Origin of the sequence: Nocardioides marmorisolisilvae (assembly GCF_031656915.1) — a bacterium.
GTDB lineage: Bacteria > Actinomycetota > Actinomycetes > Propionibacteriales > Nocardioidaceae > Marmoricola > Marmoricola terrisoli.
In genome coordinates, this window is record NZ_CP134227.1 from 3,203,456 (window position 1) to 3,217,736 (window position 14,281).

Below are 14,281 nucleotides of genomic sequence, written 5' to 3' on the forward strand. Positions count from 1 at the left end.
GGTGTGTCGGTGGTTCGGCCGTCTGACTGGCAGGTGGTGTTCGGGTTCGGCGATCCGACACCGGGGGACCCGTACTCCATTCGCGCGGTGGCTCGTCGGTGGTCGGGGATCGCGGAGAGCGCGGGGTATGCGGAGACCCGGCTGCGGGGGCTGCTGGGCGACGAGGCATTCGCCAGCTGGATTGGGAAGGCGGGGGAGAAGTTCCGGTCGCGGTCCTCGGACCTGCCCGATCAGCTGCGCAAGACCAAGGACTCCTACCACGACGCGTCAGGGGCGTTGTCGTGGTGGGCGGGTCAGTTGGAGTCGCACCAGGGCACGGCGGACCGGGCGTTGGTCCAGGGCAGGGCGGCGCGCGCAGACCTGTTGTCGGCGCAGCAGCAGCTGAGCTCGGCGTCCGGCTCGGTCTCGTCGGCGTCGCACGCAGGAGCGCTGAGCTTCCATGGCGATCTGAGCTCGGACCTGGCCCCGACGCCGCAGCAGATCTCGGCCGCTCGGGGTCGGTTGGCCAGTGCGCAGGCGGCGGAGTCGCACGCGCAGGGTCTCGTCAACGATGCGCAGTCGCGGCTGGACGCCGCGCGACGGCTGGCAGTCGAGGCGGGTCATCTGCGTGAGTCCGACGGGCGTACGGCGGCGCAACGGTTGCATGATGCGGCTGATGCGGGGATCAAGCCTCGTTCGTTCTGGGACAAGGTCGGGGATGCGATCGCCGACTCGTGGCACGTGGTGGTGGCGATCGCGAAGGTCGTCGTGGCGGTGCTCGGCGTCGTGGCGCTGATCATCGGTGGTCCGATCGCCTGGATCGTGTTCGCGGCCGCGTTGATCGTGTTGGCCGACACGTTGATGAAGTACGCCAACGGGCAGGCGTCGCTGTTCGACGTGGGGCTGGCCCTGCTCGGCTGCATTCCGGGCACCAAGGGGCTGACCACGCTCTCGGAGCTGTCCACGGCGTTCAAGGCCGGCGGCATGCTCGGCGCGGGCGCCCATCTGCTCGGCGCGGGCAAGACGGCGATCGTCGGTCTGGGTGCCGCCGTACGCAGCATCGGCCGGTCGGCCAACCTGATGCGCCAGGGCCTGGTGCCGGGCGTGCGGGCGGCGGTGTCGGTCCTGGGCCGGGAGCGAGCCTTCGTCCTCCCCGAGCTGAGGACCTCGCTCACCGACGCGATCTCGGCCTTCCGCACCTCGATGCGCGACGGCAACAGCCTGGTGAAGGAGGCACGGTCGTGGCAGGGCAGTGGTGCATTCCCCGGCCGCGACACCTACGCACCGACGTTCCTGCCCAAGGGCACCGACCTCGAGGCCGGGTTCCCGGGCCTCTCCAACTATGCGACCGACGCCGGTACGGCGGCCGCCGCCAACCACGAGGCCTCGACCGTGTGGGAGGGGCTGCAGGTCGGCCCGATGCCCGCGGGGGGCGACATCCCGGCCGGCTACCGTGGGTCGATGGTGCAGCTGCACCTCAACTCCGACATGACGGTGGCTTCGGGGACGACCCTGGCCAACGCGCAGTACGGCGCCGGCGGCACCGTCCAGCACTTCTTCGACATCAAGAGCGCGATCGCCAACGGCGATGTGTCGGTGATCGATCATGCGGGCAGCCCGATCCACATCCCCGACGGGATGACACCGCAGGAAGTCAACGCGTTCCTCGCCTCCGAGATGAAGGGACATGGGCCCATCGCGTTGAACCACCCCACGCACATCAACCTCGGGATCGCCGATCAGTCCCAGATCGCGCACTACGACTTCCACCTGCCGCCCGACGAATGGGGCACCCGAAAGGACGTTCTCGACGTGCTCAAGCAGACTGGCTCCCTCATCGGCTCCGCGGGCACCTACCTCTGATGGCGGCGCCGTTCCCCACCAGGTGGGACTTCATCCTGGCCACCGTGCTGATCGGGGTGAACCGCACCGACGGCACCTTCTACTCCGTGCCCGGCACGGGTGGGGAGCCCACCGTCGGGGTGTTCACCACCGAGGAGGCCGCGCTCAGCGCGCCGGACGAGACCTTCGACAAGCAGGCCATCGCGGTCAGCCGGCTGCTCGCCATGCTGCCCGCGGGCATCGGTGTCACGGTCAACCCGGGGTCGCCGGGCGGCGATGCGGGCGAGTCCATGCACGTCGACCCGAGGATGGTCCAGGGTCTCAGGGCGATCCTGCCGCCCCTCCCGGCCGGGACGAGCCTGGAGTTCAGGCCGTGGCTCGCGCTCCCGGCCGAGGTCGGTTCGGCGGTGCGCGACGCCGTCTCCGGCGTCCCGGGCATCCGCGCGGTGTGGGCCCTGACCTACACCATCGACGACAGCCCGCACCTGGGCCTGTTCGCGTACGACGCCGACGACGCCGACTCCGCGACCGTGGACGCCATCGCGCAGGCGCTCGACGCGACCGCCGACCTGGCGAGGCTCGACGTGGCGAGCGTGCAGATCGTCGGCTATGCCGACCTGCCCGACGACGTGCGTGATCGGTTCGCCACCACCTCCCAGGTGTTCGCCGCCTGAGCGCCCCGAGAGCGCGGAGGGGTCGACGATGGTGACGGTCGCTGAGCGTGGTGGTCCGCTGGGAGTGATCCAGCCGGTCGTCGACGCCTGGCAGGCGCGCGGCGAGCTGCTCAAGGTGATCTACAACGACGGCCGAGGCGACCCCGCAGAGGTCTGGCTCCGCGGGTGGCCCGACCGCGATGCCGTCGACGCGGAGTTCGACGTCGGCCCGCTGCTGGAATGGGTGGTGGACGCGCAGGGTCACTGGTGCCTGGTCGACAAGACCACCGGCACCCGGACGACCACGACCCTGGACGCGGTCGGTCCCGTGGGAGGACCGTGGTCGGCGGGCACTGAGCGCACGCGCGTCGGCTACGCCGACCTGCATCCCCCGCTGGCCGCGTCCTCGTGGCAGGCACCGGAGCCCGACGTCGAGCTCGGCCGGTTGGCCGGCGAGATCCACGAGGGGGACGGCGAGCAGCGGTTCGTGTCGCTGGCGGACGGCGTGACGGCCGCGCACCTGCGAGAGCGGGTGCACGAGGTGCTCACGGCGGTCCTGCCGGCGCTCGCTGCGGGTACTCCGCCCGAGGAGGCGACACGACTGCTGCCGGGTTGGTTCCGGGACGCGTGCGCCGCGCCGTACGTCGCCGGCACGTCGCCGTTGGCGGGCCAGCTGTTCACCGATGCCCAGTCGGCGCACGTCGGTCGGTGGGCGCTGAGCTGGACCCCCGAGCGCTGGCTGCTCGCGATGTCACCGGCCGAGCGCACCTGGGCGTGGGTGGGCAGTCTCGCTGTGTCGCCCTCCGTGATCGAGCTGTGGTTCGAGAGGCGTGCGCGTGGCGCGCCGATCGGCTCACTGAAGTGGCTGCTGCACGCATGTGGTGCTCGCGAGTGCGTGGCCCCGCCCTACCCGGTCGACCAGCGAGGACGGCGGATCGAGCCTGCCGCGGCGACGCCGCCCGCCTCCCAGCAACCTCGGCCGGGGCCCGCGTCGGGGCCGCGGGCGAGCGGGTGGAAGCGGTTCGTGGGGCAGTTCCGTCGGCCCCCGGGCTGACGTCACCCGATACCGGCTCAGGGCACGCCTGCGAGAGGGCGCTGGACCTGCTCCACCTGCTGCCACTTCGCGGGGCGCGGGATCGAACGCACCGACCGGGCGAGCGTCGGGATCAGGGCGACCAGCGCGGTCAGCGCGGTGAGGGCGAACACCGCGTCGCGACCCCCGAAGCCGGCGAGGAGTACGCCGGCCAGGACCGGTGCCAGCGGCATCGACACCATCGACACGAACTGCATCGCCGACTGGACCCGGCCGACCAGGTCCGCAGGCGTGACCGCCATCCGGTAGGAGCCGACTCCCGCGTTGCCGGCGGGATTGAGGAAGATCCCGACAGAGGCGGCGAGCGCCATCACCGCCGGGTTGTTCCAGAGTGCCAGCGGGACCGACAGCGGCACGAAGCTCCAGGCGACTGCCACCGTGAGTCGGCCGGTCGGCAGCCGGTCGATCAGCCGAGGAGCGGCGAGGGCGCCCAGGATCCCGCAGCCGCCGATCGCCGTCTCGACGAGGCCGATCTGCCAGGCGGGGAAGCCTGCGGTGACCAGCCGGAGCAGGGCGACGAAGAAGAGCGCGTTGACGGTGAGGTTGATCAGCGGCGACCAGATCAGCAGCACGCGGAAGAACGGGCGCGACCACGTGTAGCGGATGCCGTCGCCGAGGTCGCGCATCGGCCGGCCGGCTCCGGCCCCGAGTGCCCGTGGCTCGGGGGACAGGTCCGCGCGGACCCGGCCGAGCAGCAGCCAGCCTGCGGCATAGGTCAGCGCATCGGCGAGGAACGGTGCCCATCGCGCCACGCCGAGCAGCGCGCCGCCGACCGGGCCACCGAGCAGACCGGCCACATGCTGACGGGCCTGCTGCTGGCTGAGTGCGGTGGGCAGCTCCTCGGTGGCGACGACCGTGCGGATCGCCGAGCTCTCCGACGGTCCGAACATCCCGCTCGCCAGGCCGCTGACCAGCGCCACCACGAGCAGGTGCGGCATCGTGAGCGCGCCGAGGAGCCCGGCTGCCACGACCGAGCCCTGCAAGAGCAGACCAGCGAGCAGGGAGAGCCGCATCAGCCGGAGTCGGTGCCACCGGTCGGCCAGCACTCCCGCCGGTAGCAGCGCGAGCACCATGCCCCCGAGCTGGACGGCCTCGGCCGTGGCCGCCCAGAACGTCGACCGGGTCATCGCGAAGGTCACCAGAGGCATCGCGAAGGCGCTCACCCTGGTGCCGAGCTCCGAGGCCGTCGCACCGACCCACAGCGCGGTGAAGTCGCGGTTCCGGGAGAGCTGGCGGAAGGTCGTCACCGCAGCACTCTAGATCCCGCACCATTCCTTGCGCAATAGTTATTGCGCAAGGAATGGCGGGCGCTTCCGGCTACAGTGTCCGCGTGGCAGGCGAGACGACCGGGACCCCGATCGGTGACCCCACCGTGCTGCGCGCCATCGCGCACCCGGTGCGCAACCGGGTGCTCGCCGAGCTGTACGCCGCCGGGCCGATGCGGGCCGCCGACGTTGCCGAGGCGATCGACGTACCGGCCAACCAGGCCTCCTTCCACCTGCGCCAGCTCGCCAAGTACGGCCTCGTCGAGGAGGCCCCCGAGCTGGCCCGCGACGGTCGGGATCGAGTCTGGCGACCCGTCCACGAGCACGGGCTGAACGTCTCCCTCGACAACCTGGAGCAGGCGCCCGGGGGTCGAGCCGCGGTCACGGTGTTCCGACGCCAGTCGATCGCGCACGCTCAGGAGTTCGTCGCCCGGGCCTTCGCGAGCAGCGGCGGCCCGGATCGGCACGTGATGATCAGTGACAGCTCGGTCCGGCTCACCGTGGACGAGGCGCGCCAGCTGGGCGCGGAGCTCGCCGAGCTGGTCGAGGGCTGGCGCGGGCGCACCCAAGGAGCCTCGACGGGCGAGCGGCGCACCTACGAGTTCATCGCGATCCTGCAGCCGGCGGACCCCGATCCGGAGGATCCGTCCGATGCTCGGGCCTGACCTGCCGCCCACCACGCTCGGGCTGTTGTTGCGCCCCGTCACGGTCGCGGTCAACCGGGACAGCGGCGACCTGTTGTGCGGGACGGGCGCCGGCGGCGAGACGCTGCTGCACCTGTGGACCGCCCCGGAGCTGGTGATGGCAGTTCCCGACGGGTTCGTCACCCGCTCGGCTCGCGCCGTCGACGTGGTGGCCGAGCTCATCGACGGCATGGCCGTCGTGGTCGACGCCGGGACGTCCCGCGCGGTGTACTTCTCGCCGGCCAACGCGATGCGACTGCGCCGCTGTGCCACCGCTCTGCGCTCCGGCGAGATCGGTGTCTGGAGGTCGCCGCCCGACGCGGTCGTCAAGGCTGTTCGCGCCGTCGCGCAGGCACAGGCTCAGGTCGAGCGGGTGTGGCTGATGGCGGCGAGCGGTCATGGCGCGCAGCCCTGCGTCTTCGTGGTGTACGACGCGGCCACCGGGACGCTCCGCCGCGCCACGGACCGCGCGCCGGTCGACCGGGAGCTCGCGGGTGCGATCGGCAAGGTCGGCACTCCCGAGCAGCTGGGCCTGGCCGTCCTGGAGGTCGGTGCGCTCGCGGTTCAGCCTCGGATGGTCACCGTCGCCCTGTCCGGGCTGCCACCGCTGTTCGAGCGCAGCCCGACCGTCCCGGACTCTCCGGCGATGGTGGACTGCACGGCCGACGACTTCGCGCCGGTGCTGCTCGTCGAGAAGGCCGGTCGGGGCAATGGTCGTGCCCAGGCATGGACCGGCGACCCGGACGGTGCGCCGTCCGCGCCGTACCCGCTCGACGTGGAGGCGATCCGCGCCGAGTTCGACCTGCCCGGGTGCATCGTCGTGCACACCTGGCCTGATGGCGGCAACGCGATGTGGTGCACCCGGACCCGGGTCGGAATCTCCGGAGACCCCGGGCGAAGGGGCCGCCTCGAACGGCTGATGCTGCGCAACTGGTGGAAGCGCTGGGAGAGGAAGCCTCGGGAGCGGCAGGTCTTCGCGCACCGGAGCTGATCCCCAGCGGGTCCGCCGGCCGGCAACCCACCCTCCTGACGGAGAATGGCGCCATGGAGGAGTTCGGAGGTGACCGGTGCCGCGTCGCCTGACTCCGCTGTCTGCCGAGCCGCTGGCCCGGGCGGTCGCCGACCGGGACCTGCGGCTGCTCACCAAGCACTACCTGGCGCTGCTCCAACAGCGGGCGCCCGGCAACTCCGTCGAGGTGCGGGTGCCGCCGTACGCCGCGGTCCAGGTGGTGCCCGGGGTCCGGCACACCCGCGGCACCCCACCGGCCGTCGTCGAGACCGACGCGCAGACCTGGCTGGCCCTGGCCCGGGGCGAGCTTGACTGGGCCGAGGCGCTGCACGTCGGTCGGATCAGCGCGAGTGGGGAGCGGACCGACCTGTCCGGCTACCTGCCGTTGGACGAACCGCTCAGCGACCCACCAGCCTGATCCGCAGCACCCGCTCGCGCTCGCGCGCCTCCTGCTGGTCACGGGCGCGGCCGAACAGCAGCTGCGGCAGCGAGACGATCCCGACGGCCCGGGTCGGGTCGTCGCGATCGACCACCGGCATCGTGGTCACCCCGGCCACCGCCATCAGCTCGGCGACGTGGCGCAGCGTCTGGTCCGCGTGGGTCACCACCGGGTCGCTGGTGACCAGCTCTCCGACCGTGGTCGCCTCCTTGTCGCCGTGCGTGGCGGCGAACAGCTCGCCCCGGGGCACCACTCCGGCCAGCGTGCCGTCGGCAGCGACCACCGGGTAGAGCTGCTGACGCCAGGCCGCGTAGTTGTCGTCGGGCGCCTCGAGGGCGGCGTACGCCGTGGCGACGTCGAGGCCCTCGGTGAACTCCACGACATCGGTGGTCATCACCTCGCCGACGAACAGGATCTCCAGCGGGTCCACGTCGTACTCCCGGCTGAGGTGGTAGCCGCGCCGGGCGATCTTCTCGGTGAGGACCGATCGTTTGAGGATCAGCACCGAGATCCCGGTGGCGGTCATCGCGGCGATGATCAGCGGCAGCAGGGCGTCCCACTGGTGGGTCAGCTCCAGCGCGAACACGATGCCAGTGAAGGGCGAGCGCATCACCCCGCCGAGCACGCCGGCCAGTCCGATCAGGGCCCAGAAGCCGAGCCCGACCTCGGGGAAGACGTGTGCCTCCAGCGCGCCGATGGCGCCGCCGATCATGAACATCGGCGCGAGCACGCCGCCCGACGTGCCCGAGCCCAGCGAGAGCGACCAGATCAGCGTCTTGGTGATCAGGATCCCGACGACCAGGCCGAGCCCGATCGAGCCGGTCAGCTCCATCCGGATGATGTTGTAGCCCACGCCCAGTGCCTCCGGGGTGAACAGGCCGCCGATGCCGATGATCACGCCGCCGATCGCCGGCCACCACATCCAGTGCACGGGCAGGCGCCGGAAGGTGTCCTCGGAGGCGTAGACCAGCGCGGTGGCGAGCACCGCGAGGATGGCCGAGATGACTCCGGACACCAGGCAGAGGAGGTACGTCGAGAGGTCGATGTGCAGGGTGGCGTTGGCCAGGAAGATGGCCCCGGAGCCGAGCAGCGGCTGGCGGATGATCGTGGCGACGCACACCGCGCCGGCCACGGGGATCAGGCTGCGCGGCCGGAACTCGAAGAGCAGCATCTCCGCGGCCAGCAGGATCGCGGCGAGCGGTGAGTTGAAGGTCGCGGCCATGCCCGCCGCCGAGCCGGCCACCAGCAGCGTCTTGCGTTCGTCGGCGGTCAGCCGCAGGAACTGTGCGAACAGCGAACCGAGGGCGCCGCCGGTCATGATGATCGGGCCCTCGGCGCCGAACGGGCCGCCGGTGCCGATCGCGATCGCCGACGAGATCGGCTTGAGTACGGCGACCCGCGGCTCCACCTTGCTGCCGCCCAGCAGGATCGCCTCGATCGCCTCGGGCATGCCGTGCCCCCGGATCTTCTCGGAGCCGTAACGGGCCATCACGCCGATGACCAGACCGCCGAGGGTGGGCGCGAGCAGGATCACCCACCACGGACTGTGTCCCGAGCCCGGCGCGACGAGCTGGGTGTCGACACGGTGATAGAAGATCGCGTTGGTGATCAGCCCGATGAGCCGGAGCAGCGCCCAGGCGGTGACGCCGGCGACCGCGCCGACGGGCAGCGCGAGCGCGGTGATCACCAGGATGCGAGGAGTGGTGGAGAAGTCGCCGAGGTGGCGGACATCGCGCACCTGGGGCTGGTCGGAGATCGGTTGCAACGTGAGCCTTGCCGGTTCGAGGGTCTTCGGTTAGATCGTGCCGCGACATATTATCCTGAACCATGCCGACAGATGCCGAGTACCAGCGACTGCTCGCCTTTCGGACGCGGCTGCGCCGGTTCGACCAGTGGAGCAGGCAGGCCGCGGAGCAGCGCGGACTCACCCACGCGCAGCACCAGCTGCTGCTCGCGGTCCGGGGCAGCGGCACCGGTCGTGGTCCGACGATCGGCGACGTCGCCGACGCCCTGATGGTCAAGCACCACACCGCCACCGGATTGGTGGACCGGACCCAGGAGCTCGGGCTGGTCGAGCGCGTCCGCGACGCGGACGACTCCCGGCGGGTGCATCTCCGGCTCACCCGCAAGGGGCACCGGATCCTCCGTGAGCTGACCGACGTACATCTCGAGGAACTGCGCCGGCTCGGGCCGATGCTCGGTCCGATGCTCGACCCGCTGGCCGAGCCGATCCCTGGTTCGGAGCAGGTGGGCACGCCGGACTAGTGTCCCCTGCATGCCGCTGACAACTGAGGAGATCCGGGCCCGCGTGGCCGACGTACTGCCCGACGTACGACGTGACCTGGAGGATCTCGTTCGGATCCAGTCGGTGAGTGCCGACCCGGCCCGTCGTGCTGAGGTGGAGCGTTGCGCCGAGGCGGTTCGGGCGCTGCTGGAGGCAGAGGGAGCAACCGCCCGGGTCGTGCGGCACGGCGACGACGGACCGCCGGCGGTGATTGCGCACAAGCCGGGCCCGGAGGGTGCGCCCACGGTGTTGCTCTACGCCCACCACGACGTCCAACCCGAGAACGACCACGCCGACTGGGACACCCCGCCGTGGGAGCCGACCGAGCGTGGGGAGCGTCTCTACGGTCGCGGCGCCGCCGACGACAAGGCGGGCATCGCGACCCACCTCGCCGCGCTCAGGGTCTTCGGCGACGACCTTCCGGTCGAGGTCGTCGTGTTCGTCGAGGGCGAGGAGGAGGTCGGCTCCGACACCCTGCCCGACCTTCTGCGCGCGCACCGCGACGAGCTCGCCGCCGACGTGATCGTCATCGCCGACAGCGGCAACTGGGACATCGGCGTGCCCGCGCTGACCACCAGCCTCCGCGGCTTGGTGCGCGTGGACATCGAGATCCGCACGCTGACCCATGCCGTGCACTCGGGCATGTGGGGCGGCCTCGTGCCCGATGCCCTGATCACCCTCGCCCGGATGATCGCCACCCTGCATGACGACCAGGGCAACGTTGCGGTCGAGGGCCTGCACGGCGGACCGGCCGCCGACGTGGAGTACCCCGAGGAGCGGCTGCGCGCGGAGTCCGGCGCGGTGCCGGGCATCGAGTGGATCGGGTCCGGCCCGATCGTCGAGCGGCTGTGGACCAAGCCGGCGCTGTCCATCACCGGCATCGACGCCCCGAAGGTCGACGGTGCCTCCAACACCCTGACCCCGGCGGCGCGCGCGAAGATCTCGCTGCGGGTGGCGCCCGGCGACACGACTGCGAACGCGCTGGACTGCCTCCGTCGGCACCTCGAGGCCCGAGTGCCGTGGGGGGCGCAGTTCGCCCTGACCGTCGTGGACACCGGCGAGGCGGCATCGATCGACACCACCGGTCCGGCGTACGACGCGGCGCGCGCGGCCTTCAAGGAGGCCTGGGACGGCACCGACGCGGTCGACATGGGAGTCGGCGGGTCGATCCCCTTCATTGCCGAGTTCCTGGAGAGCTTCCCGGACGCGAGCGTGCTGGTGACCGGGGTCGAGGATCCCGACACCCGTGCCCACGGCGCCAACGAGGGCCTGCACCTGCCCGAGTTCGAGCGGGTGCTGCTCGCCGAGGCGCTGATGCTGGCGAAGCTGGCCTGAGCCGACCGTGTCCGCGACGTCGCGCGGCTTCCTCGCCGGTCACCGAGCGGCCCGGCTCGAGGCGCTGACCGACCTCCTGGTCGCGGCGATCGTCGACGAGAACGCCGGCTACCGGACCGTGCCGGTGGTGCCGCTCGACGACCTGCGCAGGTCGTGCCACGACAACGTCGACCGGGTCCTGGAGTTGCTGGGCCGCAGTGTCGCCGGCGAGGACGTCGCCGAGGGACCGTGGTACGACGCCGCCGTACAGACCGGGCATCGGCGGGCCCGCCAGGGCTTCCCGCTCGACGACGTGCTCGGCTCCTTCCGGATCGGCGGCCGGCTGATCTGGCAGGACCTCGTCGAGCAGGCCGACGGCGATGCCGACCTCGACGCCGACGAGCTGCGCGGCATCGGCACCCGGCTGTGGGAGGTCGTCGACCGCACCTCCTCCCACGTCGCACGCGCCTACCACGAGGCCGAGCGTGACCTCGTGCGCGCGGACGAGCAGCGTGGCGCCGCCCTCTGGGAGGAGCTCCTCCGCGGTCGGGCGCGGGAGCCGGCCTTCGCGGCCAGCGCGGCGCAGACCCTCGACCTGCCAGCCGCTGGACCCTACGCGGCGGTCGCACTGTCCGGCTCCGTCGACGACCCCTCCGCGCACCTGGGCCGGGTCGGACTGGTCTCGGCCTGGCACCGGCGGACCGACGCGGTGATCGGTGTCGTCGCGCTCGGTCGGCACGGCGTGTCCGTCGTCGTCTCCGCGCTCGTCTCGTCCGGTGCCCGGGGCGGGGTCTCCGGGCGGGTCGCCGATCTCGCGGAGATCGACACCGCGTTCGACCAGGCCGCGGTCACCCTGCGGACCGTCCCGCGCGGAGTCGCCCAGGTCGCGGCGTACGACGACCGCCTGCTCGCGGCCCTGCTGCTCGACTCCCCGAAGGTCGCCGACCGCCTGGTACGCCGGTGGCTCCAGCCGCTGCTCGACCTGCCCCCGGCCGAGTCGCGGGTGCTGCTGACCACCCTGCGTGCCTGGGTGGACTCCGGCGGTGCGATCACCAGGACCGCCGAGCTGGCCCACTGTCACCGCAACACCGCGATGAACCGGATCGCCAGGATCGGCACCCTGCTGGACATGAACCTCGGTGAGGGCTCGGTGCCCGTGGAGATCCCGATCGCGCTGGTGTGGCTCGACCTCTCGACGCCGGCGTCCTGAGCCGGGGTGGGCAGTCTGCCCAGCCAGGCGTCGGCCCTTCTGGGCGCTGCGCCTCTGTGCGCCCGACGTGACCCGTGCCACAGTGGGGGCAGGGAGGGCAGACCAGGGCGGCGTCTCGGGAGCGACGTGGCCGCGACGGAAGGACTGCCCGCAATGGCCACACGGCACGACGGCGACCAGGCTGCCTCGGGCGCGGACACCGGCCCCGCTCCGGTCGGACGACGCACGTTCCTCGGCTACGTGCTCGGCGGGGCCACGCTCGCGGTCGCGGTCGACCTCGGCGCCGGCGTCGTCGGCGGCGCACCGGCGTACGCATCGGTGCCCTCACTGCCGCAGATCGCCGAACTGTACGACCTCGAGGACGCCCAGACCGATGCGGCCCGACCGACCGCGAACCTGATCACCGTGGTCGTCGACGACCACGGCGATGCGCACTTCGCGATCCCGAGGATGGAGGTCGGTCAGGGGATCACCACCTCGACGACGATGATCATCGCCGAGGAGCTCGACCTGCCGCTCGACAAGGTGCACGTCACCCTTGCGCCGGCCCGTCCGGAGCTGGAGTTCAACCAGCTCACCGGTGGGTCGAACAGCACGGTCTCGACGTACACGCCGATCCGGGTCGCCGCCGCGATAGCGCGCAAGGCGCTTCTGGATGCCGCCGCGATCGAGCTGGGTTCGGTGGTCGCGCTGCTGAAGTCGAAGGACGGCGTGATCACCGCCCCGGACGGGACGTCGACGACCTATGCGGCGATGGCCGCGAAGGCCGCGAGTCCGACCACGAAGGAGGTGTCGGTCGCGCTGAAGCAGCGCAGCGCCTTCACGATGGTGGGCACTCCGCAGAACCGGGTCGATGCGCTGGACATCGTCACCGGCCGGAAGAAGTTCTCGATGGACCTCGACGTGCCGGGCGCCCTGCCGACGATGCTGTGCCGGCCGCCGACCCTGAACGGCAGCCCGAAGGCGGTGCGCAACAAGGCCGAGGTGCTCTCCATGCCGGGAGTGACCGACGTGGCGATCATCCCCACGGGGGTGGCGGTGCGCGCGCAGACCTTCGGTCAGTGCATCGACGGCGTCCGGGCGCTGCAGGTCGACTGGAATCCCGGCACGGTCGAAGGAGAGTCCGACGACACGATCCTCGCCGAGCTGAGGAAGGCAGAGCTGCCGCTCGCGGCACCGAAGGTGCCGGTGCTGGCCAAGACCCTCGACGCGCGCTTCGAGTTCATGTTCAAGTCGAGCGCGGCGCTCGAGCCGTACTGCGCGATCGCCGACGTGCGTCCGGACTCCGCCGAGGTGTGGGCCGGTCTGAAGGTGCCGATCGTGGCGCAGGTCGATGTCGCCCACGCGGTGGGGCTGCCCCAGCACAAGGTGAAGGTCAACGTGATCACCGGCGGCGGGTCGTTCGGGCACAAGCTGTTCGGCAACCACGCCATCGAGGCGGCGCAGGCCTCCAAGGCGATCGGCAAGCCGGTCAAGCTCATGTGGCACCGGGCCGACGAGCCACGCCAGGGCCGGGCCCACCCGATGACCACGTCGCGGATCCGGGTGACCCACCTCGGGGCCCAGGTGCTCACCTTCGAGCAGCGACACACCAGCGTCTCGACCGACTTCTCCCACGGGTTCGGCGAGATGGTGTCCTCGCTCGGCTCCAAGCTCCCCGGCGGCCTGGGCAATCTCGGCTACGCGGAGATCATCTTCAACCTGACCCAGGAGCTGCCCTACAACTTCGGCGTGGTCAGCCAGTCGCTGACCGAGACCGACAGGCGGTTCAACACCGGCAGCATGCGCAACATCTACTCGCCCGACGTCGCCACCGCGAACGAGCTGGTGGTCGACCAGCTCGCGGCGGCGATGAAGAAGGACCCGGTGGCGTTCCGGCTGGCGTTCCTGAAGGACGACCGCACCCGTGCCCTGCTGAAGAAGGTCGCCGAGGTCGGCAAGTGGGGTCGTCCGATGGCACCGGGCACGGCGCAGGGCATCGCCATCCACAAGGAGTACAAGGGTGCGACCGCCGTACTCGTCGAGATCGACTGCCGTCCGGCCACGGTGAACCGGAAGATCTACCACGCCGTCACCGGCCCCCGGGTGACCCGGGCGGTGTTCGGTGTGGATGCCGGTCTGGTGATCAACCCGCGCGGACTCGAGGCCCAGATGATGGGCGGGCTCAGTGACGGGATGGCGCTGATCCTGACCAGCAGCCTGCACCTGCAGGACGGCCACTTCCTGGAGGCCAGCTGGGACAACTACTTCTACACGCGGCAGTGGAACACGCCGCTGGAGTTCCAGTGCATCGTGATGCCCTCGGACTCCCAGCAGCCGGGTGGCGCCGGCGAGGCTGGGGTGGCGGCCTCGGCGGCGGCGACCGCGTGCGCCTACGCCCGCGCCACCGGCACCCTGCCCACTCGCTTCCCGATCAACCACGACACGTTGTCGTTCGAGGTCAAGCCCTTCGTCCCGCCGCTGCCGGAGTCCCCGACGGACGGCCTGAGCCACACCTACTGAGGAGCGAC

At 71.5% G+C, this 14,281-nt stretch carries 12 protein-coding genes; 10 read left to right on the top strand and 2 right to left on the bottom strand.

The features are described 5' to 3' along the window. The first annotated feature begins 9 nt into the window (after positions 1–9). Genes Q9R13_RS15305 through Q9R13_RS15315 form a run of 3 tightly spaced genes read left to right on the top strand, consistent with a single transcriptional unit; the run spans position 10 to position 3,528 of the window. Positions 10–1,842: a hypothetical protein gene (locus Q9R13_RS15305; RefSeq protein ID WP_310962035.1), complete on the top strand. Its 1,833-nt coding sequence runs from the start codon at positions 10–12 to the stop codon at positions 1,840–1,842. Continuing rightward, the gene (locus tag Q9R13_RS15310) at positions 1,842–2,495 is read left to right on the top strand and encodes a hypothetical protein (protein WP_310962036.1); all 654 of its coding nucleotides are present in this window, start codon (positions 1,842–1,844) and stop codon (positions 2,493–2,495) included. The genes Q9R13_RS15305 and Q9R13_RS15310 overlap by 1 nt, the downstream gene beginning before the upstream one ends. A gap of 28 nt (positions 2,496–2,523) precedes the next feature. Continuing rightward, a complete protein-coding gene (locus Q9R13_RS15315) occupies positions 2,524–3,528 on the top strand; it encodes a hypothetical protein (RefSeq protein ID WP_310962037.1) in 1,005 nt (334 codons plus the stop codon). A 17-nt stretch (positions 3,529–3,545) separates the two neighbouring features. Here Q9R13_RS15315 and Q9R13_RS15320 read toward each other — a convergent pair whose 3' ends face one another. Beyond that, positions 3,546–4,814 carry an MFS transporter gene (locus Q9R13_RS15320; protein ID WP_310962038.1) on the bottom strand — a complete coding sequence of 423 codons (1,269 nt, stop codon included), beginning with the start codon at positions 4,812–4,814 and terminating at the stop codon, positions 3,546–3,548. An 83-nt stretch (positions 4,815–4,897) separates the two neighbouring features. On the opposite strand from Q9R13_RS15320, the gene Q9R13_RS15325 reads away from it, so the two are divergent. The 3 genes from Q9R13_RS15325 (at position 4,898) to Q9R13_RS15335 (ending at position 6,942) form a co-directional block, all read left to right on the top strand. Next, positions 4,898–5,497 (top strand): helix-turn-helix domain-containing protein, encoded by a 600-nt coding sequence (locus Q9R13_RS15325; protein WP_310962039.1) that lies wholly within the window; start codon positions 4,898–4,900, stop codon positions 5,495–5,497. Continuing rightward, positions 5,484–6,506, top strand: coding sequence for a hypothetical protein (locus tag Q9R13_RS15330; protein ID WP_310962040.1), 1,023 nt, complete (start codon positions 5,484–5,486; stop codon positions 6,504–6,506). The genes Q9R13_RS15325 and Q9R13_RS15330 overlap by 14 nt, the downstream gene beginning before the upstream one ends. A 76-nt stretch (positions 6,507–6,582) precedes the next feature. Then, positions 6,583–6,942 (top strand): sterol carrier family protein, encoded by a 360-nt coding sequence (locus Q9R13_RS15335; RefSeq protein ID WP_310962041.1) that lies wholly within the window; start codon positions 6,583–6,585, stop codon positions 6,940–6,942. Here Q9R13_RS15335 and Q9R13_RS15340 read toward each other — a convergent pair. Next, a complete protein-coding gene (locus Q9R13_RS15340) occupies positions 6,923–8,728 on the bottom strand; it encodes a chloride channel protein (protein ID WP_310962042.1) in 1,806 nt (601 codons plus the stop codon). The two genes, Q9R13_RS15335 and Q9R13_RS15340, sit on opposite strands and share 20 nt — an antisense overlap. Before the next feature lie 62 nt (positions 8,729–8,790). Here Q9R13_RS15340 and Q9R13_RS15345 point away from each other — a divergent pair, with 62 nt between their 5' ends. From Q9R13_RS15345 to Q9R13_RS15360, 4 genes are all read left to right on the top strand, one after another. Continuing rightward, positions 8,791–9,228: a MarR family winged helix-turn-helix transcriptional regulator gene (locus Q9R13_RS15345; protein ID WP_310962043.1), complete on the top strand. Its 438-nt coding sequence runs from the start codon at positions 8,791–8,793 to the stop codon at positions 9,226–9,228. Positions 9,229–9,238: 10 nt separating this feature from the next. Beyond that, the gene (locus Q9R13_RS15350; RefSeq protein ID WP_310962044.1) at positions 9,239–10,582 is read left to right on the top strand and encodes a dipeptidase; all 1,344 of its coding nucleotides are present in this window, start codon (positions 9,239–9,241) and stop codon (positions 10,580–10,582) included. Between the two features lie 7 nt (positions 10,583–10,589). Then, positions 10,590–11,771, top strand: coding sequence for a PucR family transcriptional regulator (locus Q9R13_RS15355; protein WP_310962045.1), 1,182 nt, complete (start codon positions 10,590–10,592; stop codon positions 11,769–11,771). Between the two features lie 153 nt (positions 11,772–11,924). Further along, positions 11,925–14,273, top strand: coding sequence for a molybdopterin cofactor-binding domain-containing protein (locus Q9R13_RS15360; RefSeq protein WP_310962046.1), 2,349 nt, complete (start codon positions 11,925–11,927; stop codon positions 14,271–14,273). Positions 14,274–14,281 lie beyond the last annotated feature (8 nt).